22 protein-coding genes and 1 pseudogene are annotated in these 26,820 nt (G+C 56.4%); 12 read left to right on the top strand and 11 right to left on the bottom strand.

From position 1 onward, the window contains the following. Positions 1-34: 34 nt before the first annotated feature. The 5 genes from AC2FID_RS08715 (at position 35) to AC2FID_RS08695 (ending at position 4,576) form a co-directional block, all read left to right on the top strand. Positions 35-964: an AEC family transporter gene (locus AC2FID_RS08715; protein WP_282169498.1), complete on the top strand. Its 930-nt coding sequence runs from the start codon at positions 35-37 to the stop codon at positions 962-964. A 101-nt stretch (positions 965-1,065) separates the two neighbouring features. After that, a complete protein-coding gene (gene fghA / locus AC2FID_RS08710; RefSeq protein WP_496836389.1) occupies positions 1,066-1,899 on the top strand; it encodes an S-formylglutathione hydrolase in 834 nt (277 codons plus the stop codon). 3 nt (positions 1,900-1,902) lie between these two features. Then, complete coding sequence (sthA, locus tag AC2FID_RS08705) at positions 1,903-3,360, top strand: Si-specific NAD(P)(+) transhydrogenase (protein ID WP_282119428.1); 1,458 nt, start codon at positions 1,903-1,905, stop codon at positions 3,358-3,360. Next, positions 3,357-3,812 (top strand): YaiI/YqxD family protein, encoded by a 456-nt coding sequence (locus AC2FID_RS08700; RefSeq protein ID WP_058272080.1) that lies wholly within the window; start codon positions 3,357-3,359, stop codon positions 3,810-3,812. Before sthA ends, AC2FID_RS08700 begins: the two co-directional genes overlap by 4 nt. A gap of 143 nt (positions 3,813-3,955) precedes the next feature. Next, positions 3,956-4,576: an HAD family hydrolase gene (locus AC2FID_RS08695; RefSeq protein WP_108859718.1), complete on the top strand. Its 621-nt coding sequence runs from the start codon at positions 3,956-3,958 to the stop codon at positions 4,574-4,576. A 1-nt stretch (position 4,577) separates the two neighbouring features. Here the strand turns inward: AC2FID_RS08695 and AC2FID_RS08690 are convergent, their stop codons facing one another. Next, complete coding sequence (locus tag AC2FID_RS08690; RefSeq protein WP_282169501.1) at positions 4,578-5,816, bottom strand: MFS transporter; 1,239 nt, start codon at positions 5,814-5,816, stop codon at positions 4,578-4,580. A gap of 146 nt (positions 5,817-5,962) precedes the next feature. On the opposite strand from AC2FID_RS08690, the gene zapE reads away from it, so the two are divergent. Beyond that, positions 5,963-7,021, top strand: coding sequence for a cell division protein ZapE (gene zapE / locus AC2FID_RS08685; protein ID WP_282119425.1), 1,059 nt, complete (start codon positions 5,963-5,965; stop codon positions 7,019-7,021). 77 nt (positions 7,022-7,098) lie between these two features. On the opposite strand, the gene AC2FID_RS08680 is transcribed toward zapE, so the two are convergent. The 4 genes from AC2FID_RS08680 to AC2FID_RS08665 are packed head-to-tail and all read right to left on the bottom strand — an operon-like array spanning position 7,099 to position 13,350. Beyond that, a complete protein-coding gene (locus tag AC2FID_RS08680) occupies positions 7,099-8,373 on the bottom strand; it encodes a bifunctional folylpolyglutamate synthase/dihydrofolate synthase (RefSeq protein ID WP_496836385.1) in 1,275 nt (424 codons plus the stop codon). Next, positions 8,370-9,302, bottom strand: a complete 933-nt coding sequence (gene accD / locus AC2FID_RS08675) for an acetyl-CoA carboxylase, carboxyltransferase subunit beta (protein WP_496836384.1) — start codon at positions 9,300-9,302, stop codon at positions 8,370-8,372. The genes AC2FID_RS08680 and accD overlap by 4 nt, the downstream gene beginning before the upstream one ends. A gap of 60 nt (positions 9,303-9,362) precedes the next feature. Continuing rightward, positions 9,363-10,259, bottom strand: a complete 897-nt coding sequence (locus AC2FID_RS08670; RefSeq protein WP_496836383.1) for a CPBP family intramembrane glutamic endopeptidase — start codon at positions 10,257-10,259, stop codon at positions 9,363-9,365. Continuing rightward, positions 10,252-13,350 carry an ABC transporter transmembrane domain-containing protein gene (locus AC2FID_RS08665; protein ID WP_496836381.1) on the bottom strand — a complete coding sequence of 1,033 codons (3,099 nt, stop codon included), beginning with the start codon at positions 13,348-13,350 and terminating at the stop codon, positions 10,252-10,254. The genes AC2FID_RS08670 and AC2FID_RS08665 overlap by 8 nt, the downstream gene beginning before the upstream one ends. A 245-nt stretch (positions 13,351-13,595) precedes the next feature. Here AC2FID_RS08665 and AC2FID_RS08660 point away from each other — a divergent pair, with 245 nt between their 5' ends. The 3 genes from AC2FID_RS08660 (at position 13,596) to AC2FID_RS08650 (ending at position 16,345) form a co-directional block, all read left to right on the top strand. Then, positions 13,596-14,357, top strand: coding sequence for a DUF6478 family protein (locus AC2FID_RS08660; RefSeq protein WP_496755992.1), 762 nt, complete (start codon positions 13,596-13,598; stop codon positions 14,355-14,357). Positions 14,358-14,368: 11 nt separating this feature from the next. Then, the gene (locus tag AC2FID_RS08655; protein ID WP_496836380.1) at positions 14,369-14,728 is read left to right on the top strand and encodes a hypothetical protein; all 360 of its coding nucleotides are present in this window, start codon (positions 14,369-14,371) and stop codon (positions 14,726-14,728) included. A gap of 90 nt (positions 14,729-14,818) precedes the next feature. After that, positions 14,819-16,345, top strand: coding sequence for an MFS transporter (locus tag AC2FID_RS08650; RefSeq protein ID WP_496755988.1), 1,527 nt, complete (start codon positions 14,819-14,821; stop codon positions 16,343-16,345). Positions 16,346-16,393: 48 nt separating this feature from the next. Here the strand turns inward: AC2FID_RS08650 and AC2FID_RS08645 are convergent, their stop codons facing one another. The 6 genes and pseudogenes from AC2FID_RS08645 to AC2FID_RS08620 form a co-directional block, all read right to left on the bottom strand. Next, positions 16,394-17,734: a S41 family peptidase gene (locus AC2FID_RS08645; RefSeq protein WP_058277149.1), complete on the bottom strand. Its 1,341-nt coding sequence runs from the start codon at positions 17,732-17,734 to the stop codon at positions 16,394-16,396. Positions 17,735-17,740: 6 nt separating this feature from the next. Further along, positions 17,741-18,871, bottom strand: a complete 1,131-nt coding sequence (locus AC2FID_RS08640; RefSeq protein WP_496836378.1) for a murein hydrolase activator EnvC family protein — start codon at positions 18,869-18,871, stop codon at positions 17,741-17,743. Next, complete coding sequence (gpmI, locus tag AC2FID_RS08635; RefSeq protein WP_496755983.1) at positions 18,868-20,385, bottom strand: 2,3-bisphosphoglycerate-independent phosphoglycerate mutase; 1,518 nt, start codon at positions 20,383-20,385, stop codon at positions 18,868-18,870. Before gpmI ends, AC2FID_RS08640 begins: the two co-directional genes overlap by 4 nt. Positions 20,386-20,488: 103 nt before the next feature. After that, positions 20,489-22,103 (bottom strand): annotated as a pseudogene (locus AC2FID_RS08630) (sulfatase-like hydrolase/transferase). 105 nt (positions 22,104-22,208) lie between these two features. Then, positions 22,209-22,445, bottom strand: a complete 237-nt coding sequence (nqrM, locus tag AC2FID_RS08625; RefSeq protein ID WP_058272093.1) for a (Na+)-NQR maturation NqrM — start codon at positions 22,443-22,445, stop codon at positions 22,209-22,211. Between the two features lie 15 nt (positions 22,446-22,460). After that, positions 22,461-23,486, bottom strand: a complete 1,026-nt coding sequence (locus AC2FID_RS08620) for an FAD:protein FMN transferase (RefSeq protein WP_496836375.1) — start codon at positions 23,484-23,486, stop codon at positions 22,461-22,463. A 374-nt stretch (positions 23,487-23,860) separates the two neighbouring features. Here AC2FID_RS08620 and AC2FID_RS08615 point away from each other — a divergent pair, with 374 nt between their 5' ends. From AC2FID_RS08615 to tviB, 3 genes are all read left to right on the top strand, one after another. Further along, positions 23,861-24,385 (top strand): CBS domain-containing protein, encoded by a 525-nt coding sequence (locus tag AC2FID_RS08615; protein ID WP_058277144.1) that lies wholly within the window; start codon positions 23,861-23,863, stop codon positions 24,383-24,385. Between the two features lie 83 nt (positions 24,386-24,468). Then, positions 24,469-25,482 (top strand): SDR family NAD(P)-dependent oxidoreductase, encoded by a 1,014-nt coding sequence (locus AC2FID_RS08610; protein ID WP_496836373.1) that lies wholly within the window; start codon positions 24,469-24,471, stop codon positions 25,480-25,482. A 12-nt stretch (positions 25,483-25,494) separates the two neighbouring features. Then, complete coding sequence (tviB, locus tag AC2FID_RS08605; protein WP_496836371.1) at positions 25,495-26,778, top strand: Vi polysaccharide biosynthesis UDP-N-acetylglucosamine C-6 dehydrogenase TviB; 1,284 nt, start codon at positions 25,495-25,497, stop codon at positions 26,776-26,778. The last annotated feature ends 42 nt before the right edge of the window (positions 26,779-26,820 follow it).

The raw sequence follows: 26,820 nt of genomic DNA, 5'->3' as shown, positions 1-26,820 counted from the left end.
TGCAGCCTGTGTGTTACGTGCTACCACTTTGCACATGGTCGATATCTTTCTGCGCACACTGCCCTTTTTTGCGATCATCGGCTTGGGATACTGGGCTGGGCGCAGTCGATTTTTTTCTGAAGAAGCAACGGCGTACCTGACGAAATTCGTTTTCTATTTTGCGCTGTCGGCCATGCTGTTTCGCTTTGCCGCCACCCTGCCCTTTGCTGATATTTTCAATGCAAGGCTAGTCGTTGGATACTTGATCGGAACCGCCGCTGTGTACGTCTTGGCGACGGTTGTCGCATGGATACGTCGGCTTGATATCCCGACCGCAGCGGTAGAGGCGCAATGCGCGGCCATCGGCAATGTCGGTTTTCTGGGCCTGCCCATGCTGGCGCTGCTGTTTACCGAAGCCGCGATTGGCCCGGTTATGCTGGTTCTGACGGTTGATCTGGTGGTTTTTTCATCCCTGATCGTCATCTTGATAAATGGCGGGCGCGACGGGCGGTTGAAACCTGCAACCTTCCGACTGATCGGGATCGGGTTGATCAAGAATCCGATGATCGTTTCGATCTCGGCGGGAATGCTCTGGTCCGCGTTGCAGATTCCTGTTCCTGTCCCATTGAACGATTTCCTGACAATTCTGGGCGGGGCCGCGACCCCGGGTGCCCTGTTCGCTATCGGAGCTTCTCTGGCCAGCAAATCCGCCGAACGCGTTCACATTGCAGGCTGGCTGAGCTTTTGCAAACTTGTCGTTCACCCTGTCTGCGTTGCCGTTGTGTTGATTTGGATTTTGCCCGTGGCTGCATTTCCTGCTTCTGTCGCAATCGCCGCCGCGGCACTGCCGGTGGCGGGTAACGTGTATATGCTGGCCGCCCATTACAGGGTGGCCCCGCACCGTGCATCAGCTGCGATACTACTGTCCACAGCGGCCAGCATTCTGACGGTGCCATTGGTCATCGCCTGGGTCGGAACGCCCTGATTTAAGCCTTGTGAAAAATGGCACACCAAAGCCGCGCAGCCTTTACGTATCGAGCGTGTAAGGATAGCCATGTCGCAAACCCAACGTAAGGACGAAACCAAATGGAAACCCTTTCGGAAAATGCATGTTTCGGAGGCGTTCAGGGCGTCTACCGCCACGCCTCGACTGCCTGCCAATGCGACATGACCTTTGGCTTATTCCTGCCGGCCGAGGCCAAAGACGGCCCGGTTCCGGTTTTGTGGTATCTGTCAGGCCTGACCTGCACCCATGAAAACGCAATGACAAAAGCAGGCGCGCAGGCCTGGGCGGCTGAACAAGGCATCGCGGTGGTCTTCCCGGACACCTCGCCGCGTGGTGAGGGTGTTGCCGATCACGATGATTACGATCTGGGCCAGGGCGCCGGGTTCTATCTGAACGCCACGCAGCAGCCTTGGGCGCCGCATTTCAATATGTGGGATTACGTGGGCGAAGAATTGCCTGCTTTGCTGACCGAAAACTTCGCAATCGACGCGGAGCGTCAGGCCATAACCGGACATTCGATGGGAGGGCACGGAGCGTTGACACTGGCTATGAACCTGCCGGGGCGCTTCCGGTCTGTGTCCGCTTTTGCACCCATTTCAAACCCGACGGGTGCGGATTGGGGTCGCAAGCAACTCAGCGCCTACCTAGGCGATGATCAGACGGCATGGGCCAAACACGATGCCTCGGTCATTATGAAAGAAATCGGCTTTGACGGCCCTATTCTGATTGACACTGGTGCGAATGACCAATTCATCGACCTGTTGCGCCCAGAAACTTTGGCGCAGGCGATAGCGGAACGTCGTCAGCAGGCAATCTTCCGTCTTCAGCCAGGCTATGACCACTCATACTTCTTCGTGTCGACCTTCATGGAAGACCACATCACCTTCCACGCCGAGGCACTGTACGGAGACTGAGGCATGAGCAAATTTGACTATGACCTGATCATCATCGGGTCCGGCCCCTCGGGTCGTTCGGCCGCGATACAGGCGGGCAAACTGCAACGGCGTGTTCTGGTGATCGATCGCAAGGATCGGTTTGGCGGCGTGTCCGTCCACACCGGAACGATCCCGTCAAAGACCCTGCGTGAAACGGTACTGAACCTGTCCGGGTGGCGCGAGCGCAGCTTCTATGGCCGCTCGTACCGCGTCAAAGATCAGATCCGGGCCGAAGACCTGAAGGCACGTCTGCATATGACGCTGGATCATGAAGTTGACGTGCTGGAACACCAATTCAACCGCAACCATGTGGAGACCCTGAACGGGTTGGCCAAATTCGTTGGGCCTCACGAGATTGAGGTTGCCACTGATGCCGGCGAGACAACGAGACTTACGGCGGCCAAGTTCCTGATCGCAACCGGAACAAAAACCTATCGCCCGGATTATGTGCCATTCAACGGAAAGACCGTTGTGGACGGTGACGACTTTCTTGAGATGGCAGAGATTCCGCGCTCGCTGGTCGTGATAGGTGCCGGAGTGATTGGCGTGGAATACGCCACCATGTTCTCGGCATTGGACGTTCGGGTGACGTTGATCGAACCGCGCGAGACCTTCCTGGATTTCATCGACACCCGCCTAATCCATGATTTCACCCATCAGATCCGCGAAAACGGCGTGGACCTACGTCTGGGCTCAGCCGTTCAAAAGATAGAAGACGCTGGGGGCCATGTCGAAGTGACTCTCGAGAATGGCCGCCACGTGCGAGCTGAGATGCTACTGTTCGCCGCCGGGCGCATGGGGGCGACATCGGCATTGAACCTGCAGGCCGTTGGCTTGGAAACCGATCATCGCAATCGGATCGACGTGGATCGCAAGACGTATCAAACTGCAGTGCCGCATATCTACGCGACTGGCGATGTGATTGGGCACCCATCATTGGCCTCAACCTCGCTGCAACAGGGCCGTGTGGCTGCATGTCACGCGCTGGAAACCCCTACCCTGCCGGAAAGTCCCTGGTATCCTTACGGCATATATTCGGTCCCCGAGATCTCAACTTGCGGCATGTCCGAAGAGGAACTGCAAGAACGCGGCATCCCATACGAAGTCGGCGTGGCGCGGTTCCGGGAGACTTCGCGTGGGCATATCATGGGGTTGGAGCACGGCATGCTGAAGATGCTGTTTTCACTGAAAACCCGCCGGGTGCTTGGCGTGCAGATCGTGGGCGAAGGTGCGACAGAGTTGATCCATATCGCGCAGGCAGTCCTGAATCTGAAGGGCACGGTGGATTACTTCGTGCAGAATACGTTCAACTATCCAACCCTTGCCGAGGCCTATAAGATCGCTGGTTTGGATGCATTCAATCGGATGCCAATCCCGGACGAGTTCAAAGTGCGCAAGAAACCCGCTGAAAAGACCGAGAAGAAGGCCGGGAAAGCGTGACGACGCTCTATATCGATGGCGATGCCTGCCCCGTGAAAGCCGAGGCTGAACGGGTTGCAACCCGGCACAAAGTTCCGATGGCACTGGTGTCAAACGGTGGCTTGCGGCCGTCTGCAAACCCATTGGTGCAGGTGGTCATCGTGTCTGAGGGTGCGGATGAGGCAGACAAATGGATCGCCGAACGATGCGGCGCAGGGGACGTAGTGGTAACCTCGGATATCCCGCTGGCCGCAAAATGTGTTGAGGCCGGCGCTCGGGTCCTCCGTCCAAACGGTGAAGCCTTTACCGCGGCCAATATCGGCCAGCAACTGGCCATGCGTGATTTGATGGCCGACTTGCGCGCATCCAACCCATTGGGCGCGGGTGGCGGCGGAAAACCCTTTGGCAAAGCTGACCGATCCCGGTTTTTGGACGCCCTGGAACGTGAGTTAAGGGCTGCGCAGCGGGGCTAATCCTCCCGCTTGCCAGCGACGCATCATAGATGCGTCTTTGACAATTGGGCCGGGCAGTGCTGCGCGCTGCGGTTGTGCCTTGAACAATCCCGTCGCGCTTGGTTCAGTGGCACCAACTAAGGAACAAGAAGACAGGTACGTACATGTCGGTGAAAGCTGTTGTTTTTGACATCGGGAATGTTCTGATCGAATGGCAACCCGAACGCTATTACGACCAGGTCATCGGGGAAGAGCGCCGTCGTGCCATGTTCTCGGAAGTTGACCTGCACGGGATGAACGACCTGGTTGACCAGGGTCATCACTTCACTGACACAATCTATGATTGGGCCGAGAAATACCCGGAATGGCGGGATGAAATCCGCATGTGGCACGACAAGTGGATCGAACTTGCCGCGCCCGAGATCCCCCACTCGATCCGTCTGCAACGGGCCTTGCGGGCCAAAGGCGTGCCGGTTTTTGCATTGACCAATTTCGGGGTGCAAAATTTCGACTATGCGACGACGGTTTACCCGTTCCTCAACGAGTTCGACAAACAATACGTGTCAGGGCGGATGCAGACCGTCAAACCGCATGTTCCGATCTATGAAATGGTCGAAGCGGATTGTGGACTACCGCCCGAGGCGCTTTTGTTCACCGACGACCGACTCGAAAATATCGAAACGGCGCGCGCCCGTGGATGGCAGACGCACCACTTTACCGGCCCACAGGGTTGGGCGGACCGACTGCTGCAAGAAGGTCTACTGACGGTCGAAGAGGCGCTGTAGCTCAGGCGGTGACGGGCGTTGGGCGGTTTTCGCGAATGGGAAGGTGGACGATGGCACTGAACGCCCCAATTGCGACTCCGATCCACCAGACCATGGTGTAGTCGCCGTACTGGTCATACATGCGCCCGCCCAACCAGACGCCCAGGAAACTGCCGACCTGGTGGCTGAAAAAGATGATCCCATACAGCGTTCCCATGTAGCGCAGTCCGTAGAGATGCGCGACCAACCCCGAAGTAAGCGGAACGGTGGCAAGCCAAAGCGAACCCATGACCAGCGAAAACACGATGACCGACAGGGGCGTGATCGGGAACACGATGAAGGCCGCCGCCGCAAGTGTGCGCGCCGTATAGACACCTGCCAGAAGGTATTTTTTGGGAAAGTGGTTCCCGGCCCAACCCGCCAGCAGCGTGCCCGCAATATTTGCCAGGCCTATCAATGAAATTGACACGGCCCCCAGTGCTGATGTGGTTGTGATGCCAATAGAATGCAGTACGCCACCGGGTTGTATGGGTCCGCACATCTCGGTCACGAAAGCGGGGAAATGTGCGGTGATGAAGCCAAGCTGATAACCGCAGCTGAAAAAGCCCAGAAAGATCAGCGTATAGGATGGATCGCGGAAAGCCCTGGTCAGGATCTGGCTCATGCTTTCTTCGATCTCTGCCTTGCTGGCGGCCTGCGGGGCGCGCATGAACGGCAGTGTCAGCACCAGTGCCAAGATAGCTGCAGCGAATACGATGAACACCTGCTGCCAAGGCATAAAGCTCAGCATCCATTCGGCTGTAGGCGCCCCCAGAACCTGACCGAAACTGCCAGCAGCTGTGATAATCGCAAGCGACATAGAGCGGTTTTCGTCCGACGATGCCCGCGCCACCACGGCAAGCACCACACCAAATCCTGTTCCCGCGATACCGAACCCCACAAGCCATGCGTACATTTGGTGCTCGAACGGAGTGACGGACCAGGCCGACAGAACCATACCCGCCGCGTAGGTCAGAGCCCCAAGAATAATCGCGCGCCTGTCGCCGACCTTTTCGGCGATGACCCCGAAAATCGGCTGCCCAATGCCCCAGGCCAAATTCTGAATTGCGATTGCCATCGAGAAGTCCGAGCGCAGCCAGCCGAATTCATCTGCGATGGGGATCTGAAACACGCCAAACGATGCGCGCACGGCAAAACTGACGGTGATGATGATACATCCGACGATCAGGATGGGGTTCAGCAAGCGCGTGTGTTGGGGCATTAGGTCCTCGGGCGTTCAAGAACCAGACGTTACCGCGTTTAGTTTGTGCGTCAATTCAGGAGTTTTGCGGTCACGGATCAGCAAAATTGATGCGCCCGAGAAATGGCTGCTTTTCAACGGGCAAACCGGGCGCTATGCCTCAAAACATGACGGGTTTGATATCGCTTTATGACACGCAGGTAGCCGACGGCACCCTGACCAGAGACGACGCTCAAGAGGCCGTTCTTCCTCATTTCGAACGTATCCGGGCGGCATTGGCCGAACCTGTGAAACGGGGGTTCTTTCGAAAAGCCCCGCCGCCGCCCAAAGGTTTATATCTGTGGGGCGGAGTCGGGCGCGGAAAATCCATGCTGATGGATATGTTCGTCGACTCTTTGGCAGACATCCCCGCCCGCCGAGTGCATTTTCACGCCTTTATGCAGGAAATCCACGCAGGCATGCACAAGGCCCGTAAGGATGGAGTTGAAGACGCGTTGGCTCCGGTGGCCGCCTCGGTGATCAAGTCCGCGCGCGTACTGGCATTTGACGAAATGCAAATCACCGATATCACGGACGCGATGATTGTTGGTCGTCTGTTCGATCTGCTGCACGAAGGTGGCACCGTGGTCGTGACGACATCGAACCGCCATCCGGATGACCTGTACAAGGACGGGCTAAACCGTCAGCTATTTTTGCCTTTCATTGCACATATCAAAGAACAGCTTGAGGTGTGGGAGCTGATCTCACCCACGGATTATCGCCAAAACCGACTGGAAGGCGCGCCTGTTTATTTTACGCCGATAGGTCCCGAGGCGCGCGAGAGTATTCGCAGTGTCTGGAATGATCTGGCCGGGGGGGCGGCGGACCCGCTGATCCTGCAGGTCAACGGTCGTGCGGTAGAACTGCCCGCCTTTCGAAATGGCGTGGCGCGGGCCAGTTTTTACGACCTTTGTGGAAGGATGCTGGGTCCGGCAGATTACCTTGCCATCGCGGAAGAGGTCAAAGTTCTGGTCCTTGAGGACATCCCGCGCCTGTCGCGCAATAATTTTAACGAAGCCAAACGGTTCGTAACGTTGATCGATGCACTGTATGAGGGAAAAGTCCGCTTGATCTGTTCAGCTGCGGCAGAGCCCGAGATGTTGTATGTCGAAGGTGAAGGCACATTTGAGTTTGAACGCACCGCGTCGCGCCTGCGCGAGATGCAGGATCAGGATTGGGGGCAATAGGAGCGCTGCCCCCGCCGCGCTTTGCGCGACTCCCCCGGGAGATATTGGCCAGATGAAGCTGTGCGTATGCGCCTTTTTCAGCCGTTCTCGCGCAGAATATTACCGGCCAGGTATAGCGATCCACAGATCAGAACCCGCACCTGCGGGTCATCTTCAGTAATTTTTTTCAGGGCCTCGGCCACACTATTGGCAGTAGACGCTGCTAGCCCAACCCGAGACGCGGCTTCAGCGGTGTCGTCAGCGCTCAGCGTATTGACCTCGCCCGGGATAGAGACTGCAGTCAGGCTTTGCGCCTGTGCGGCAAGCGGAGCCAGATACCCGGTGACGTCCTTTGTGTTCAACATCCCACAGATCATATGGGTAGGACGTGCAGGCAGCTTCGCCAGTAGGTCGGCCAATGCCAAACCTGCGGCAGCGTTGTGCCCGCCATCCAGCCACAGTTCGGCCTCGGGGGCCTGTTCGACCAGAGGGCCGGTTTTCAATCGCTGCATGCGGGCTGGCCATTCAGCCTTGGTCACCGCAGCCTCATAGGCGTCTTCCCCAAGATCCAGATGACGCAATACCGCTAGCGCGGCGCCGGCGTTTTGATACTGATGTGCGCCCAACAGATTTGGCAGCGGTAGATCGCGCAGGCCAGTTTCGTCCTGATAGACGAGCCGCCCGTTTTCTTCGGTGACGTGCCAGTGTTGGCCATGCACCAACAAAGGTGCACCCAGACGCGCGGCAGTGTATTCAATGACCTCCAGCGCCTCATCCTTTTGCGGGCCAATGATGCAGGGAACACCAGGCTTGATGATGCCGGCCTTTTCCGCGGCGATCTTGCCCAAGGTATCGCCCAGAAATTGTTCATGGTCGATTGAAACCGGCGTGATGACCGTCACCGCCGGGTCGTGAATGACATTGGTCGCATCCAACCGGCCACCCAACCCGACCTCAAGCAACGTGTAGTCCGCCTTGGATAGGGCAAAAGCCAGCAGGGCCGCGCAGGTCGTGATCTCAAAATACGTGATGTTCTCGCCACCGTTGGCGGCATAACATTCGTCCAGAACCGCCGTCAGAGCCGGTTCGGAAATCAGTTCACCCGCCAGACGAATACGCTCATGAAACCGTGCCAGATGGGGCGAGGTATAGGCATGGGCGGTCAGCCCTGCCCCTTCCAGCCCCGCTCGGATCATGGCCTGGGTCGAACCCTTGCCGTTGGTTCCCGCGATGTGGATCACCGGCGGCAGTTTGTTTTGCGGATTGTCCAGCGCGGCCAGCAGACGCCGGACACGATCCAAGGTCAGGTCAATGATCTTGGGATGCAGCGCCATCATCCTTTCCAGGATGACGTCCGATGTCTGAGAGGTCATTTTTCTTCCGCGTCTTCAGCCGGGGCTTCTGCCACTGCATCTTCGGATTCGGGCGCTGGCAGATCGCCTTTGACCGCCGGAGGCTGGTTCATCAACATCCGCGTGATGGTGATCAACTCATCGCGCATTTCGGTCCGCTTGGTCACACGGTCCAACATGCCGTGATCCAACAGATATTCCGCGCGTTGGAAGCCTTCGGGCAGCTTTTCCCGGATCGTCTGTTCGATCACGCGTGGACCGGCAAAACAAATCAGCGCATTGGGCTCTGAGATATGGACATCACCCAGCATCGCGTACGAAGCCGTCACACCGCCCGTCGTTGGGTGAGTCAGCACTACGATGTAGGGCAGATTTGCCTCTTTCAGCATTTCCACTGCCACGGTTGTGCGGGGCATCTGCATCAGGCTTAGGATACCTTCCTGCATCCGTGCGCCGCCAGCGGCCGAAAACAGGATCAGCGGGCGCTTTAGCTTCACCGCCTCTTGAGCGGCCGCGATGATCGCGTTGCCGACATACATGCCCATGGATCCGCCCATGAACGAAAAGTCTTGCGCAGCTGCGACAATCGGGGTTCGGCCAATTTCACCCAGGGCGACCAACATCGCCTCTTTCTCGCCCGTTTTCTTTTGGGCGGCTTTCATCCGGTCGGGGTACTTTTTCTGATCGCGGAATTGCAGCGGATCGTCTTTGGGCGCGGGAACCTCGACCTCGGTAAAGATCCCACCATCAAACAGATGATCGAACCGCGCGCGCGGAGTGATCGCCATGTGATGATCGCACTGGGTGCAGACATTCTGGTTTTCTGCCAACTCACGGTGAAACAGCATGGTTCCGCATTCATCGCATTTGTGCCAAAGATTCTCCGGCACTTCTCGGCGCGAGAAGATCGAGTTGATCCGTGGGCGGACGTAGTTTGTAATCCAGTTCATATCGGAACCTTGGCTTGTGCGGCTTTGACGTCAAATAAGACGCTACGGAAAGAAATGCAATCAACGCCTGAGCGCAACCCGCGCTGTTAGCCAACTGACGATCATCACAGCAAAATCCACATACAGCCATTGCCGCAGCGCCCCGGTATCCGACATGTCGTAAGGAAGCAGATACAATGCCAGACCACTTAAGCCATCGGGTAAGGAAACAAACAGCAGAGCGACCATATTATTGAACAGGTGCAATGCGATAGCAGGCCCCAACGTCCCTGCCCGTGCCGTCAGATCCGCCGCCATCAGGCCAAACATCCCAGACCACACAGCAACCAATAGCGCGTTGTCTCCGGCCGCGCCGGGGGCATAGTGACCTGCCGCGAACAAAATCGACGGTACGCCCAACCAAATAACCGGCGATCGGAATCGCGCTGCCAGACTTTGTTGGATGTAACCCCGAAAAAGCAACTCTTCAGCGCTTGTCTGAATCAGCACTGCAAAAAGCGAGAAAGGCAGAAACAACAGCCAGGTCGACAGTGCCAAATTCTGCGTCAGCGTTGCGCCCATGCCATATGGCGGCAAGATGGCCACGACGATCCCAACGATCAGCAATGCCTTAAAAACATTCCAAAATTGCCCAATGCCCTCGCGCCATGGACCACAGATTGAGCGCAGCGTTCGATGTTGTAGGCGTTTTGCAGCGATGGACACGCCCAATGTAATGAAGCCAAAGCTTGCCAGCAGCACCAAAAGTGCAACCGGGGATGCGCCGGTCAGCAAACCTTGGGCCCATTCGACGGATCCAAGACCCGCAACCAATCCAAAAAGTAGGAAGTTCAGAAGGATGCCAACCACGCCAACAATGGTCAGCCCGACAAGCAGGCGCCAAAGCTCTGGCCGTGCGCGCGAAGGTGCAACCAGTCGTTCATGCGCCATGTATCTGCCGGGGCGGGCGTCAGGCATTGTCGGCCGTTTCCCGGTTCGGCTCGTCATCATCGAAGATCAATGAGGTTGCATTGGCGGCGTTCAACCTTTCGGAAATCGTAGTCAGATAGCCGGCAACCGTTTGCAGCAGCTGCATTGCAACACCTGCGTCACTTTCAATAACCGCGCGCAATTCCTCGGCCCCAATGCGCAGGAACGAACAATTCTTGACCGCAACCAAATCAAACTGCCGAATTTCGCCGGTGATAATCGACAAGTCTCCGATAAGACGCCCCGGCTCGATGACCGAGATCGTACGCGCGGTTCCGTTCCCTTCATTCCAGATCAGGTCGGCTTCGCCCGAAATACACAGATAAGCGGCATCTGGCGTTTGCCCTTCGGAAAAGATGATCTGTCCGGCTGCGGCATCGTACCATTGCGCTGAAAACGCCAGAAGGCGCTGATTGCGACCGTCAATGCCGGAAAACAGCTCGGTCGACGAGATAATCTTGAGCTTACGGCTCAGGTCGTCTGTTGAGCTGGCCTCTTCTTCTGGGCGGGTCCGCGAGACGCCGTCAATTCGACCATCCTTGATCTCGACGAACAGATCATAGGCTTCGGGATGGGCAAAGTAATCCTCCATGAAGACCATGATGGAATCCGGCAACAATTCCCGCAGTTTCAGCCGGGTTCTCAGCCTGCTCTCGGAATCATGGCTGGCCAGAGCTTTGTCCAGGATCAACACATCAGGACGCTTGATTCCAGCGCGCGAGAATGCGGCGCGTTCCTGAAATACCGTCGGCAGATTATTCCCACCCAGACCCGAGGGCAGGTCATAGATAATGGCTGCCGCCCGGCGGCGCAGGCCAGCTTCGTTCATGGCTTCGGCGACGACATCTTCGATTTCATCCGTGTGTGCCCCTGCCATCAAAGAAACCCGCCCGAACAGGGCATTTTCCATGACAGTCATGCGTTCAATATATGCTTCCGGCGTGACCGGAACGAACATCCCATCCATCGAGGCACGCAGCTGTTCCGCTTGCCCCCTTCGGATGGCCAAGATTTTATCTTTGTACTCGTCTGGAAAATCAGGCCCGATCTGTTCCGCCGTCAGTAGGAACGGAACGGTCAGCAACAAGGCACGCTCGCCCTCGCTGATTGCTTCATCCCCTTTGGCTTTGCGCCGATCCTCGATATCAAGCAGACGGTGGAACATATCCTTGGCCATACCCAGACGAAGGAACAGCGGGTGATCTGCCCCGTCCCGCCCAAACGTCTGGTGCAGTGTCTCCAGCACCGCGCTTGCAATGCTCATCGCGTCATCATCCAGATCGTGATGGCGCAGCATCCACATGAACCGATCATCGCCCGCCAGAATATCCGGTGAGATATCACGCGACGGAGCGGCAAACAGCAGGTTGCCCCCCAGCGGTACAGCCGGGTTAAAGCGGTCCGGTTCGAACCGATAGACATACCGCGCCAGGTCTTTTTCTTCCAACCTCTGCGCGACCGTGTCGCGCAGGTTTACGATATCACGCGCAAGGGCAGAATGTTGCACTGGATCAAACTGAGTACGTAATGTCCGGCGGAACATGAACTCGTCGATGCCCATCGCCTCGACTAGCTGGAACCACCAGTTGCGGATATCCTCGATGTCTTCCAACCCTGCCAGGCCGGGATCGATCCACTCATCCGACAGGGAATCCGGAGGGTTCCCGGCCCGCACCGCTTCGATCTGCCACCGGCTTGGGGCCTTCTTTGCGTCGGGTTCGTGTTGTGGATGGGTTCGCAACGGCATCAAAAGGTTATCGCCTAAAGTCCCGTCAAACAGATAGGGTCGCGAATAGGCATAGCCGATCCGCGCCGCAATTACCGTCTGATGGAGTTTTAGCAAATCGTGACCCGCAATTGTGACGCTGCCTTGTATCGGCAAAAGCTCTCGTGTCAGTAGTTGCGCCAACGCGCCGCGCTCGGCGGCGCTTGACGACTGAATAGCAACGCGGGCGCCCTTGGGGATGGTCAGATCGATATCTTCAAGGATGGTTTTCCCGTCATCATCGCGCACTGTTACATTGCGCAGTTCGATATCGCCGCTGAGATGCGGAATGGACTCTGGCTCACCCACAAATAGCTCTTCAGGGATCATGTTGTCCGGGGCAAAGCGTTCAATCACGATTTCCCAGCGCAACGACATATCCTGAACCTGGTTGTAATAGGTCAGCAAATCTTTCCATGGGCCGCTAAGGTCCTTGTATGCCCCAAGCGCCGCGACCAACGCACCCACTGTCACTTCACCCGTGATCGCCAGATAGCCACCGACCGAATAGAACAGGAACGGCGTCATCTGAGTGATCAGATTGTTGAGGAACTTCATAAAGAACTTCTTGTTGTAGATCTTGAACCGGATCTCGAACAAGGTTCCCAACCGATGGCTGAATTGTGCCAACCGATAGCGCCAGCCGCCATTGGCCCGCAAATCGCTGATGCCCGCTGCGCTTTCGCCAATTTCCGAGCTGAGGTGGCGGACCTGCTGAATACGTTCCTTGTTCAGCAGGTTGATCTGGCGCTGCAGTTTTGGGATCAGCCATGCCTGCAACGGAATCAACGCGATGCTGGCCAGACCGAACCAAACGCTTTGCATGAACAGAAAGGTGACAATGGTCATCATCTGACCAAACTGGAACACCGGCTGGGCAATCGCATCACCCATCAGGCCGCCCATCGGTTCGGCCTCAGAGGTGATCATTGAAACAAGTTCACCTTGGCTGGTGGTGGCAAAATACGATTTCGGGAATCGCATCGCGCGGTGAATCAGCGTGAACCGAAGCCGGCGCAGCATACGCTCGGCCAATATGCCCTTCATCGTGTTGATGCGCATCTTCATCAAGCCGCTGGCGATTACAGTGGCCAAAAATGCAAAACAGAGGATTAGCAGATATTGGACCTGCGTGAAGGTGAACCCAAAAAGTGTAACGCTATCGTTGGGCGCACCAATTGCGTCGTTGATGATCTGTTTTGGCAGCTCAAGCGAGGCGTAGAGAAACGGAAACGACAACACCGTCAGAAACAACAGCACAAGCTGCTGCTTTTTCGAGTGTTTCCAGATGAACGAAAATAGTGTGGGTTCCATGCCCCGGCCTTGCCTCAAAGAATTTAGTACGCGGTTTTTCGGATAATCCAAAGCAATCAGGTGCCGGACGGTACGCACAGTCCCAGATGATTGCAAGAACGGCGATCGGGGCCTTAGCAGACACAACCAAAACCGCCCAGTCACAACAACGTTAGTGTCGGATAGTTTTATGCGGATTTCACCAATTCGGCCTTATCCTCGCCGTTGTCTTTGACTAAAGAAGGTCAAGTTCAGACGATGGGATCATGGGCAAACTTCTCGAACGATATCTACACCGCAAAACTATTGCGCGTTGGCAACGGGCCGTTCAAGACGCGGCCTGGGCCACGAACCCCCAATTGCGTCAACAGCGCGACGAGGCGCGCAAACTGCGTGCGCAATTGGACCGTTTGCTACGGGAAGCAAACGAAAGACTAACGCTGCCCCTGATTGGATCAAAGCAATTCCCCAAGCCGCTGGGTACTGACTGGTGCTGGCGACCTGATTTGTGGCGGGGTCCCTTGCCCCGGCCTGGTCTCGCCTCAATCCCGCGTAAGGTCGAGTTGGATCAACAGGTAAAGATATTCCATGACTGCGCTCTATCCGAGATCAGTGTTCGACAGGCACGAAACATGGACGAAAAGGACCTGGCGGCTTTTGGGCTTGGCGTCGAAGTGTTTGGCTTTGCGGGGTCATTCCTTTCTGTGTCGCTGGATTTGCCGCCTGAGGCAGTGCAAGGATTGACGCGGCAGCACCTGATGCGGGTCGATGCCCAGATTGAAACAGAACGTCCGCTGGACGTGACCGCGCGATTGAATATTCGGCACGGCCCAAACACTGATTCCGTTCCACGGTCTATAGATTTGTCGACAAGTTCGAATGTTCTGGATTTCGATCTTGCCAATTTGCCGCTGAACGAACGGCGTATAGACAAGATCTGGCTGGATCTGGTTCTGACCAATCCGGCTATGAACCGCATAGTTCTGCGGGACCTGACCCTTTGCCGCCACCACCGCGCCGACATGTGAGAGCATTGGCCATGACACAACCAACCTTGACCCCAACCCTGTTCGAAAACGGCATCTGGCGCGGGTACCTGCAGGCCGACACTGAACCGCACGTCGAAGTCCGTTATATGGGCCAGGCGCTGGAGGGTGTACTCATGACCGCCGCCGATGGTGGTTGGGAGCTGAGTGTGCCGGTGCCATCAACCGCGATTGCCGACGGGGTTCATTGCTTTGTAATAGCCGATGCAAACACATCACAGAAGATCGGTGAATTCACAATCATTGCGGGTGCATCAGCCGCGGATGATTTGCGGACCGAAATCGCTTTGTTGCGGGGGGAACTGGACTTGTTGAAACGGGCATTTAGACGGTCTCAGGCACCTTCGGACTGATCCGGGTTTTCTTCGTTTCCAAGGCTTTGTCTATCTTTCAGGCGGAATCCGTGCATCATAAATGTCATCCGAAGCAACCCGAGTGCGAAAATGGACCGCAGCAGTATCGTCAAGGTCATCGCTCTGATGGTGACAGGGTTCGGGATCGGTATCGACTTTACCGGCGCTCTTATTCTTGTCCCGGCCATCGAAAACAGCTTTGACGCTGATATTACCAGCACCCAATGGGTTCTGAATATCTACGCCTTGTTTTTTGCCATGACCATGGTCGCCGGGGGGCGCATGGGGGACATGTTCGGGCATCGCAAGATGATGATCATCGGGCTGGCGATCTTTCTATTTGCGTCCGTCATGTGCTTTGTCTCTCCCAGTCTCGACTTCCTGATCGCCGCGCGTGCTTTGCAGGGGATTGGTTCAGGTTGCGTCTGGCCTTGCACGCTTGCTTTTGGCGCCACCAAAGTCTCGCGTCCCGAGCACCGCGCCATGATCATGGGTATGATCCTCGCCGGTGTGACCAGCGGCAATGTTTTTGGTCCGCTCATCAGCGGCGCCGCAGTCAGCTTTGGCGACTGGCGCTTGTTCTTTCTTGCAAACGTGTTGTTTTCGACCATTTCGATGGTTACGGCCTTGATCCTTATGGAGCGTGAAACTCAACACAAACGGGGCGAACAAATCGATTTCGCCGGGATAGGTATTCTTTCGTTTGCCGTTCTTTTGCTGCTTTACGGGCTGGACATCGGTGCGGACTGGGGCTGGACGTCTGTCCCGCTGCTGATGTTGTTTTTCGTCAGCGCCGCGCTGTTCTTCTTTTTCCCGCAAGTCGAGAAGCGCGTGAAAGAGCCGCTTTTACTGCCACAAATGATGCAGAACCGCGAGTTTCGGATCACGCTGGGACTGAACATGTTCAACGTGTCGGCGGCATTTGTAGGGCTGCTATACTTCCCTCAATACATGCAAAAGGTCCTTGGTTGGTCCGTGTTTGAATCCGCGATTGGGCTTGCCCCGCTAACACTCCTGCTGGCCGTTGGCTCGATTGTTTCGGGCACTCTTTATAATGATTTCGGGCCAAAGCGCCTGCTGTTCTGGGGGTATTTGATCGCAACGACCGGCGCTCTCAGTATTATTATCTTGCCGGCGGGGCTGGGCTATTTTCAGATTTTGCCCGGCATGGCGATGATCGGGCTGGGCGCAACGTTGACGGTTGGGCCATCAGGCACTGCAGCCGTGTGCGCCGTCAAACCTGAACGCGCTGGACTTGTCGGCGGGCTGAGCTTTATGACCCATCTGGTATACGGCGCTATATCCGTCGCCTTCGCGACCGCAATAATGTATGTCGTCAGCCTGTCCAGCCTCAGTAAACAGCTGGTTGCGGATGGGATCAACATGTCTGCAACCGATCAAAAGGCGATCAACGGTGGAACGCTTACGACCGGTACGGCCCGCGCTATAGTGGAAAAGCTAAGCTCGGCAGAAGCCGAAAAGGTCAAATCCGCCGTCGCTGCCGCATTCGATGCAGGTATGAACATGGCCTTTGTTTTTGCGGCCATCTCGGTCTCGGTAGGCATTGTTCTGGCGATGATGCTTGACGAAGAAAAACTGCACAAGGTTGAGGGCTGATCCTGGCCTTTGCAGAAAGGGCCGCCTGTATCGGCGGCCCTGTTTGTCTTACTGAGACGGTCCGTTGGGATTGAACGCCGACAAACCTTTGAGGATGTCGATGGCGTAAGCCAGCTGATAATCCTCTTCCCGCAATTCAGCCGTGGCTTCGGCTTTGGCGCGGTCTTCTTCGATCTGACGAATTTCATCTTCGCTGAGGCTGTCATTGTTCAGGCTGCCGCGCAGGTCAGCTTCGGACCGCGTGCGGGCGTTGGCTTCCTCTTCCTCGGCATCCGGCGCAGGGCGCGGTTGTTCAACGATGATGTCGGGGCTGACGCCAAGTGCCTGAATTGACCGGCCCGAGGGCGTGTAATAGCGCGAGGTCGTCAGACGCATTGCACCATCGCCACGCAGCGGCATGACCGTTTGCACCGATCCTTTGCCAAAGCTCTTGGTGCCGACAACGATCGCGCGACGGTGGTCTTGCAGCGCGCCGGCCACGATTTCCGATGCAGAGGCGGACCCGCCATTAATCAGGACAACGATTGGTTTACCTTCGGCCAGATCACCCGCTGTTGCATTGAAACGCTCACCGTCGCTTGGGTCACGACCACGGGTGGACACGATCTCGCCTTCGTTCAGGAACGCGTCCGAAACTTTGATCGCCTGGGTCAGCAGCCCGCCAGGATTGTTCCGCAGGTCAAGGACAAAGCCATTGACCTTGTCCAGACCACCAGCTTCTTCGATCTGTTCATTCAGGCCTTCCTGTAGGTTCGGGAAAGTCTGGTCGTTGAATGTGGTGACACGCAGAACAACGCTGGTGCCTTCGGTTCGGGCACGCACGGCTGTTAGCTTGATGGTGTCCCGGATGATGGTGATATCAAACGGCTCTTGCTCGCCCTCACGGACGACCGTGATCACGATTTCCGACCCAACCGGGCCACGCATCAGATCCACGGCCTTGTCCAATGTCAGGCCAAGGATGCTTTCCCCATCGACATGAGTGATGAAATCACCCGCTTCGATCCCCGCCTCATCTGCTGGGGTATCGTCGATCGGCGAGACAACTTTGACATAGCCTTCTTCCTGCGTGACCTCGATGCCTAATCCTCCGAATTCGCCACGTGTCTGCACACGCATCTGCTCAGCATCATCTGGCGAAAGGTAGCTGGAATGCGGATCAAGCGACGTGAGCATACCGTCGATGGCCGCTTCGATCAGCTCTTCCGGCTCCACGTCTTCGACATACTGGGCGCGGATACGTTCAAAAATATCCCCGAACAGATCCAGTTGCTCGTACACGCTGGCCTTCCGGTCAGCCTCTTGCGCCAGCAAAGGACCAGCAATTTGTGTAGTTGCGATTACACCTGCCACGGTTCCGGCCAGACCGGCCATCAGAAATTTCTTCATACTCGTTTATCCATCCTTGTCGGTCCGAAACCATGATTCCGGGTCCACGGGGCTATTATTCTGTCTTACCTCTATATAGAGCGTTTCTGACCGGCCAGTTCCAGTGCCATCACTGCTTGTTGACAAAATTGCGCCGATTTCGGGCGATTCACCCGGCATTAAACCCACCGGAGTGCCTTCGGGGATCACCTCGCCCATGTCTCCGTAAACGTCTTGCAACCCGGCGAACACGAACAACAAGCCCGGTTGCGGCTCGAGGATCATGACGTTCCCGAGCTCCAGCAATGGTCCACGATACCGGATCGTTGCCGCAGTCGGCGCTGTAACAATTGCCCGAGGACGGGTGGCCAGAACCACACCGGGGCGCGCCACACCAGCCGCGTCAGTCTCATCCGCGCGGTGCAAAACTACGCCTTGGGTCGGCAATTCAATCCGCCCCTTGCGGTCAGAGACATCCGCATCTGTTTCGGCAATTTCGCCTTCCGAGATTTCGGACAATCCACTGGCAAAGCCGTCCAACGTCTCGGTTGATGAAATCAGGATGGCCGTGCGAACCGGATCTTCGACAAAGCGACGGGGCAAATCCGTGCGGTCAGCGATGGCTTCACTGAGGCTGGTGCGCGCGTTTTGCACACCGGTTAACCCTTCGACCAGAGTGTCTGCAGCACTTTGCTGAAGCTTCCGAAGGGTCTGGACCTCTTGCAGATCATGGGCCAGTGCCTGCGCGCGCGCGTTCAGTCCGGGAGTAACTTCGGACAGCATCATGCCTGCCCGTGCGGAACCTAGGGGCCCGGACGGGTGCAGCATCAGAACGGGTGGTGCCGTGGTCTCAATGGTCTGCAATACACCCAGAAGCTGCGCGACCTCCTGTTCCCGCGACCGCAATTCTGCTGTCAGCTGTGCCTCGCGGGTCGCTGCCATGCGCAACCCGTCCCGCATCGCTGAAAGCCCGGCCTCATAAGCCTGGATAGTTTCGGTCAGGGCACGCACGCGGTCGCGGGCACCGTCGGCTTCGGTCAAGTTGATCGAGGCCTGTTCTAGCATGCGCGCCGCATTCAAGGCCGCCGTGGACGGATCATTCTGCGCGCTGGCAGGCGACGCGAAACACATCGCAAAGATAAGCGCGCGCATCCTCATGACAGCAGGCTCTTCCCCGTCATCTCGGGCGGTTGCTCAAGACCCATCAAGTCCAGCAGCGTCGGGGCTAGATCGGAAAGGCGGCCGTTTCGCAGCGATGCATCTTTTGGTCCACCGACCAGCGCCACGGGAACCGGGTTCAGAGTATGCGCGGTGTGCGGCCCGCCGGTTTCGGGGTCAACCATGACCTCGCAATTGCCGTGATCCGCTGTGACGATCATCGCGCCACCGACCTTGTTCAGCGCCGCGACAACCTGCGACAAGCCCTGATCGACGGCCTCACATGCCTTGATTGCGGCTTGCAGATCGCCCGTGTGACCAACCATGTCGGGGTTGGCATAATTGGTGATGATCAGGTCATAGCCTGCCTCGATCGCCTCGACAAACTTCGCCGTCACTTCGGCCGAAGACATCTCGGGCTGCAGGTCGTAGGTGGCCACTTTGGGCGATTTCGGCATAAACCGGTCTTCGCCTTCCTCGGGCGTTTCCTTGCCGCCATTGAGGAAGAATGTGACATGGGGGTATTTTTCGGTCTCGGCCAGACGGAACTGGCGCAACCCCTTCTTGGCAACCCACTCACCCAGAGTGTTCACGATTTTCCGCTTGGGGAACACGGTTGTCATATAGGCATTGTGACCGTCGGAATATTCGACCATTCCCAACAGGGCGGAAAGCTGCGGGCGCGGGCCGGTATCGAAGTCCGAAAAGCCCGGTTCGCCAATCGCGCGCAAGATTTCACGGGCGCGGTCCGCTCGGAAATTCAGACAGAAAACCCCGTCACCATCCTGAATGCCGTCGTAACCTTCCAGAACAGTAGGAGCGATGAACTCATCGGTTTCAGACTGGTTATATGCGTGATCCACAGCGCCATGCGCGGTTGTGGCAGCCCGACCCTGGCCTTTGACCATCGCATCATAAGCCTCGCTGACGCGTTCCCAGCGATTGTCCCGATCCATTGCAAAATACCGACCACAGACCGTGACGATGCGCGCCCCGTCGGGCAAACGATCTTCAAGCTCAGACAGGTAAGTAAATGCCGATTTCGGAGCGACGTCGCGCCCGTCCGTCATGGCGTGCAGCGCCACCGGAACGCCTGCATCAGTAATAGCCTTGGCAGCAGCGACGATGTGATTCAAATGGCCATGGACGCCACCGTCCGAGACCAAACCCATCAGGTGCGCCGTTCCACCTGCTGCCTTCACCTTTGCTATGAAGGTCTGCAATGCGGCATTGTCGAAAAAGCTGCCATCTTCAATTGCCAGGTCGATCTGCCCCAGATCCATCGCAACAACGCGGCCCGCCCCGATATTGGTGTGACCCACCTCGGAATTGCCCATCTGGCCGCTGGGCAAGCCAGCATCCGGGCCATGTGTAATAATGGTCGCGTGCGGCCCATTGGTCATGATCGCATCAAAGGTCGGAGTATTTGCAAGGTACGGCGCGTTAGACCGTGTGTCTTCGGACAGGCCCCAACCATCAAGAATGCACAGGACGACGGGTTTGGGGGCGGTCATTGCGGCTCTCCGGATTTCTGCTCTGGTCGGTCTTGTATCGCCTGCCCTCGGGCAATTGAACCTTATTTTGTGCGCGGATGTGCAGATTTAATACTCAGTCCGCTCAATCCTTGTTTATCAAATCCGTATACGGACGCGTCGTGCGACCGCGATACTTGACGGTCAGGTCCAGCGGCGCATCGTTTTCATCATAGACCCCGATCACGATCCCCCTGCCCCGGCTTTTGCTCCGCATCTCAATCAACTGCTGTTCCGACCGTGTCGTGCGCTGCGACTGGCGGCGTGTCCAAACGAACAGGTGGTCGTACATTGTGGCAACAATATCGGCGTGATCGGCACTGTTCCCCAGATCAAACAGGATAGACCGATGACCGCCTTCGCAGTGGGTCAGCTTCCACTTTTTGTTGGCTGCCATGAACATGACTGCGTCCCGGACAGAGGCATTTAACATGTCTGCAATTGGTGATGCAGAGTAATCGTACTCACAAATCACCACGTCGCGGGGTGTTTCGTTCTGCTGCCCATGCAGGATCGGAAGCAAGGAGTGCCCCTCAATAATATGCCCTGCGATCTCACCGCCCGCCACATCCACAAATGTCGGAGCAAGGTCGATGGATTCAACCAGTGCATCGCTGACAGTGCCACGCGTTCCGTCTGCTTCGGGTGACGGGTCATAGATAATCAGTGGCACCTTGGTTGATGCGTCCTGAAAGAACGTTTTCTCGCCCATCCAGTGATCGCCCAGAAAATCGCCGTGATCGGAGGTCAGCACGATCATCGTGTCCTCCATCCGGCCAGTTTTCTCCATCCAGTCAAACAGTCGCCCCATCTGGTCATCGGCTTGCTTGATCAGCCCCATATAGGCCGGGATCACCGCATCACGTACATCCTGCCGCGAGAATGTCTGCCCGACTTTAGTATCCATGAATGCCTTGAGCACCGGATGCGCATTCTGACGTTCCGTGTCGGAGCGCACGACCGGCAGAACATGTTCCGGCCCGTATATCGAGGCATAAGGTTCCGGCACGATGTATGGCCAATGCGGCTTGATAAAGCTCAGATGACAGCACCACGGGCCATCATGGGTGTCCATGAATTCGATGCCACGTCCGGTCAGATAAGGGGTTTCGCTGTCCTTTTCCGCTATGTTGGCCGCCTCGGTTGAGTTCTTTAAAAACCAGCCGAACAGGACATTGCCGTCCTCATCCAGCCCCGAATTGGCAAAGTCGTGCCAGGGGTTGTCACTCTCATACCCTTTAGCAGCCAGATGCTTATTGTATTCCTGTGCGGCAATTCGGATCATAAAATCCGTCGGGTCCTTCAGGCAGCATACCGTCATCGCGTTCATATACATCAAACCCGCATTCCGCGACACGCGCGCCGATCAGACTGTCAGGCTCCAACCCCAGCCGCTCCATTCCTTCCGCATCTGCGCGCATATGGGTCTTGCCGACCAACCAGCAGTCCATGCTTGCGTTGCGCAGGTGATCCCCCATCGTGATTTCACCAACTTTCAGCGGAATGCCATTCCATGAGGCGCCGTGTGAATGCACGTAGCGGCCGGTATAAGTCGACATGCGCGAACTGCCGCAAATCGGGGACTGGATGTAGGCCCGATCAAAGCGGACTCCGTCAGCAGCCAGCCGGTCAATGTTCGGGGCGTGCAAATGCGGATGCCCGTAACAGCTAAGACAATCCCAGCGCAGCTGATCGAACATGATAGACAGGATGTTTTTGCCTTTGGCCAAACCCGCGCTCTCCCGCAAGATGCCTCAGGGGTCTATTTAGCCATTACCATCACTATAGCGAAGCGCAATCTGCGTTCAGGCCTGACGCTCCATCTGCTCAAGCATCTTTTTGGCACGTTTGCACTGCAACTGATCACGCAAGGGCGAATTGGGATCGACATCCTTTTTGCAGACCACACATTTGTCCGCGCCCGAGATTGCGTTCAGACCACCACAGCTGCCTTTGATCGTCTTGCCCATCAGCATGACGCCCAGCGACATGCCAACCACGATGATCAAAAGCAGAAAAAACGCTATGATAAAGGTGCTCATCCCGGTTCCTACCTGTCAGTTGGTGCCCAGTGCGTCTTTGAACGCAGTGCTGTGAACCGTAATATAGGCATCGTCGCCGCCTGTCACATCCCGCGAGATAAAATACACGGCAAGTTTATGTTCTTCTGCCAGCTCCAGGCCCTTATCCTGACCCAGCGCTAACATCGCTGTCGCCCAGGCATCAGCCATCATCGCATTTTCGGCCAGAACCGTGACCGAGGTCGTGCGATGCGTGATCGGACGACCTGTTGTTGGATCGATGATATGCGAATACCGCACGCCGTCCTGTTCAAAGAAATTCTTGTAGTCGCCAGAGGTCGCCATACCGAGGTTGTCCAGCTCAACTACCAACTGCAGGTTTTGGGCCCCTGCTTCGGGCTTTTCGATCCCGATCCGCCAAGCCTCACCCTTGTCGTTCTGGCCCATGGTGACCAAATCACCGCCGATCTCGACCATATAGTTTTCGATCCCAGCGTCGCGCAGAGTCGCAGCCACCGCGTCGATGCCATATCCTTTGGCGATTGCTGACAGGTTGATGCCCACACCAGCATCTGATTTGGCCAAAGTTCCGTTGTCGCTGTCCAACATCAGCAAGCGTTCCTGACCAACGCTTTCCAACGCCGTCTGTATCTCGGCATCTGATGGCACCGGATCTTCTGGCTTGCGCGGACCAAAGCCCCACAGTTCGATCAGCGGGCCAAGCGTTACGTCGAACGTGCCGCCCGATTTTTCGTGCACGTCATTTGCTGCACCTAAAACCAGCGCAAATTCTTCGGAAACCTCGGTGGGTTCGGTGCTGGACGACGCCGAAAATGTCGAAACCTCCGAGTTGGGGTCCCAGTTGGACATCTTGGCGTTCACGTCTGCCAATGCCTCTTCCACGGCAGAGCCCAATGCAGTCTCATCCACATCCGTGCCGATAGCGGTGATGTTGAATGTGGTACCCATGGTCTCACCGGACAGGCGCACAACCTCGGGTTCTTTGTCAAAGAGACATCCGGAAACAAGTGTTGCAACAGCCAGAACAGGCAAAAGGCGCATCGAGAGACCTCCAGAGGAAAACCGTGCCCGGCATATGCCAGCGGCCCCATGCAGAGTCAAACCGACTTCACAGCTTTAGCGGCAGGAAGCCTAACATAAGTAGCCCAATGCCGGCCGGCACACCGAACAACCAGGCTTTTTTTTGCCAGCCAACCGGCTGCTGTTTCCAGGCCATTCTAAAGTTATGCCCGCATACGACCACGGCAAAGAAAATCAGCACTGCGACGGGCGGGGTAAGGTACAAGTCAGACAAAAGGCCGGATATCCTTGTTTAGCGGCAGTTTTCCCCGGTTTGGGCATTTGCACCCTATACAGACCGCATTGCTGCGGTAAGGTGTAAGGGAAGCCATCTCAAAAATAAGAGGAGATTGCCAATGGCCCCAACCTCATATCAGCCCCCAACCCGCGGCGACAAGACCGATACAAGCACGCATAGCCAATCGGTTGAATCCAATCTGTCGCACTCGCAGACGACGGTGGCAAAATTGCTTGCGGGTAAAGGGGATGCTGTATTTGCGGTGCGCCCAAACGACACAATCCATTCGGTCGTGAATACCCTCAGTGAAAAGCGGATTGGTGCCGTGGTCGTGACCGACCAGAACGGTACCCTTCAGGGTATTCTGTCCGAACGCGACATCGTCCGGCGCATGGCTGACACGCCCGGCCAGACCCTGCCACAATCAGTCGAGGATCTGATGACGCGCGAGGTCAAGACATGTTCACCAGACGATTTGTTGAATGATGTCCTGAAAACAATGACCGAAGGACGTTTTCGCCACATGCCCGTTGTTGGCGACGGCAAACTGCGCGGCGTCGTCACAATCGGTGACGTTGTTCATTTCCGGCTGAAAGAGCTCGAGTATGAAGCGTTACGCATGAAACAAATGATCGTAGGCTAATCCTTCCGGCAGAAATCCCTTGACCTTGGCTGACTGACAGTATCCTTGATGCCAAAATTTGTTCGGTTATAGGTCGAGGGTAAATGAAGCACGTTCTGGTAACGGGTACAGCGGGATTCATTGGGTTCCATCTTGCAAAACTGTTGCTTTCGGAAGGATTCCGGGTGCACGGCTATGACGGGATGACCGATTACTATGATGTTGCGTTGAAAAACCGCCGGCATCAGATGCTGCTGCAAAACCATGGGTTTTCCGTCACCGAGGACTTGCTGGAAAATCACGAAAAGCTCAAACAGGTTGGAGATGACTTTAAGCCTGACGTGATTGTGCACCTGGCTGGTCAGGCAGGCGTGCGTTACAGCCTGGAGGATCCGCGCAGCTATATCGACTCGAATATTGTGGGCACATTCAACGTGATGGAGGTTGCCCGCGAACATAAGGTTGAACACCTGTTGATGGCGTCCACCTCGTCGGTCTATGGCGCGAATGAGGTGATGCCCTTCACCGAGGTCGAAAAGGCCGACACGCCTCTGACCATCTATTCAGCTACCAAAAAGGCCAACGAGGCCATGGGCCATTCCTACGCGCATCTTTGGAACCTACCCACAACTATGTTTCGGTTTTTTACCGTTTATGGCACTTGGGGGCGGCCGGACCTGGCGCTTTACAAGTTTGTGGATGCAATTCTGGATGACCGTCCGATCGATATCTACAATCATGGCGACATGTATCGCGATTTTACCAATGTGGATGATCTTGTCCGCGGAATCCGTCTGTTGATTGACAGCCCGCCCGTGCGCCCCGACAGCGCAGATGACATCGAAGAAGGCGACAGCCTTTCGCCCGTAGCGCCCTGGCGCGTGGTCAATATCGGAAATGGCGACAAAGTGCGCCTGTTGGATTTCGTCGAGGCGATCGAAGAAGCTGTCGGCAAGAAAGCAATCAGAAACTATATGCCCATACAGATGGGCGATGTCCCGGCCACTTGGGCCGATACCGATCTGTTGCAGCGATTAACCGGGTATCGCCCACAAACCGATTTCAAGGTCGGGATTGCCCAGTTCGTGGAATGGTTCCGCGACTATCACGGAAAATGAACTGAGTGCCGCATGCTCGAAACAGACCCCAATTCCCGTAAAATTGCCGTCATCGGCCTGGGTTATGTCGGCCTGCCACTGGCTGTGGCGTTTGCCGGGGTGGGCCCGGTCATTGGGTTTGATATCAATGCCAAACGCATTGACGCGTTGCGCGCGGGGCAGGATAGCACTCAGGAAGTTGCCCCCAATGATCTGGGCGCTGCGACAGGTTTGACCTTTACTTCGGGACCTTCCGATCTGGCGGGATGTGATACCTTTATCGTTACGGTTCCAACGCCAATCACGGCGGGCAAACAACCGGATTTGTCGCCCTTGCTGAGTGCGTCCGAGACGGTCGGGCACATTCTGAAAAAAGGTGACCTGGTGATCTACGAGTCCACGGTCTATCCCGGCGCGACCGAGGAAGACTGTGTGCCAGTGCTCGAACGGGTCTCCGGTCTTAAATTCAACAGGGATTTCTTTGTCGGATACAGCCCGGAACGGATCAATCCCGGTGATAAGGCCCATCGCATCTCGAACATTTGCAAGGTCACCTCGGGCTCGACACCCGAAGTTGCCGATTTGGTAGATGCGCTTTATGGCCGGATTATCGCGGCAGGTACACACAAAGCGGAAAGCATCCGCGTAGCCGAAGCCGCGAAAGTTATCGAAAACACTCAACGCGACCTGAACATCGCGCTGGTCAATGAATTGGCGATGATTTTTGGACGCCTGGGCATTGATACCGATGCCGTTTTGCGCGCAGCTGGAACCAAGTGGAATTTTTTGCCCTTCCGTCCTGGCCTGGTCGGCGGACACTGCATCGGCGTCGACCCTTATTACCTGACACATAAGGCAGAGGCGGTCGGCCATCATCCACAGATCATTCTGGCCGGGCGACGCCTGAACGACAGCATGGGCAGCTATGTGGTGTCGCAACTGGTGAAGCGGATGACTCGCGTCGGGATTGACGTCGGATCGGCGCGCGTGCTGGTAATGGGGCTGACATTCAAGGAAAACTGCCCGGATCTGCGCAACACCAGGGTCGTCGACATCATAGACGAACTGAAGGATTACGGTATTGAGGTAGATGTGCATGACCCGCACGCCGATGCCTCCGAAGCACAGGTCGAGTATGGCATTTCCCTGGTCGACACCCCTAAGGAACACGCCTATGACGGCGTCGTTTTGGCCGTCGCACATCGAGAGTTTTTGGATGTAGAGCCCGCGCAAATCAGAGCGTTCGGAAAAGACACAAGCGTGGTCTTCGACGTCAAGTCGGTCCTGCCGATAGAGGCCAGCGACCTTCGCCTTTGAGCACAAAAGAAAACCGGCGCGTATGAGCGCCGGTTCTTTATT

The organism is Ruegeria sp. CDSC068, assembly GCF_059610545.1.
Note: the sequence above shows the minus strand (reverse complement) of the source record. Positions and strands in the feature narration are given on the sequence as shown.

Coding starts and splice junctions, on each gene's coding strand:
- accD (WP_496836384.1), bottom strand. CDS start 9,302: ATGAACTGGATTACAAACTACGTCCGCCCACGGATCAACTCGATCTTC.
- AC2FID_RS08665 (WP_496836381.1), bottom strand. CDS start 13,350: ATGGAACCCACACTATTTTCGTTCATCTGGAAACACTCGAAAAAGCAG.
- AC2FID_RS08645 (WP_058277149.1), bottom strand. CDS start 17,734: ATGAAGAAATTTCTGATGGCCGGTCTGGCCGGAACCGTGGCAGGTGTA.
- AC2FID_RS08620 (WP_496836375.1), bottom strand. CDS start 23,486: ATGCGCCTTTTGCCTGTTCTGGCTGTTGCAACACTTGTTTCCGGATGT.
- AC2FID_RS08680 (WP_496836385.1), bottom strand. CDS start 8,373: ATGACCTCTCAGACATCGGACGTCATCCTGGAAAGGATGATGGCGCTG.
- zapE (WP_282119425.1), top strand. CDS start 5,963: ATGACGGGTTTGATATCGCTTTATGACACGCAGGTAGCCGACGGCACC.
- AC2FID_RS08695 (WP_108859718.1), top strand. CDS start 3,956: ATGTCGGTGAAAGCTGTTGTTTTTGACATCGGGAATGTTCTGATCGAA.
- AC2FID_RS08715 (WP_282169498.1), top strand. CDS start 35: ATGGTCGATATCTTTCTGCGCACACTGCCCTTTTTTGCGATCATCGGC.
- AC2FID_RS08610 (WP_496836373.1), top strand. CDS start 24,469: ATGAAGCACGTTCTGGTAACGGGTACAGCGGGATTCATTGGGTTCCAT.
- sthA (WP_282119428.1), top strand. CDS start 1,903: ATGAGCAAATTTGACTATGACCTGATCATCATCGGGTCCGGCCCCTCG.
- AC2FID_RS08660 (WP_496755992.1), top strand. CDS start 13,596: ATGGGCAAACTTCTCGAACGATATCTACACCGCAAAACTATTGCGCGT.
- AC2FID_RS08615 (WP_058277144.1), top strand. CDS start 23,861: ATGGCCCCAACCTCATATCAGCCCCCAACCCGCGGCGACAAGACCGAT.
- AC2FID_RS08690 (WP_282169501.1), bottom strand. CDS start 5,816: ATGCCCCAACACACGCGCTTGCTGAACCCCATCCTGATCGTCGGATGT.
- fghA (WP_496836389.1), top strand. CDS start 1,066: ATGGAAACCCTTTCGGAAAATGCATGTTTCGGAGGCGTTCAGGGCGTC.
- AC2FID_RS08670 (WP_496836383.1), bottom strand. CDS start 10,259: ATGCCTGACGCCCGCCCCGGCAGATACATGGCGCATGAACGACTGGTT.
- nqrM (WP_058272093.1), bottom strand. CDS start 22,445: ATGAGCACCTTTATCATAGCGTTTTTTCTGCTTTTGATCATCGTGGTT.
- AC2FID_RS08655 (WP_496836380.1), top strand. CDS start 14,369: ATGACACAACCAACCTTGACCCCAACCCTGTTCGAAAACGGCATCTGG.
- AC2FID_RS08650 (WP_496755988.1), top strand. CDS start 14,819: ATGGACCGCAGCAGTATCGTCAAGGTCATCGCTCTGATGGTGACAGGG.
- gpmI (WP_496755983.1), bottom strand. CDS start 20,385: ATGACCGCCCCCAAACCCGTCGTCCTGTGCATTCTTGATGGTTGGGGC.
- AC2FID_RS08640 (WP_496836378.1), bottom strand. CDS start 18,871: ATGAGGATGCGCGCGCTTATCTTTGCGATGTGTTTCGCGTCGCCTGCC.
- tviB (WP_496836371.1), top strand. CDS start 25,495: ATGCTCGAAACAGACCCCAATTCCCGTAAAATTGCCGTCATCGGCCTG.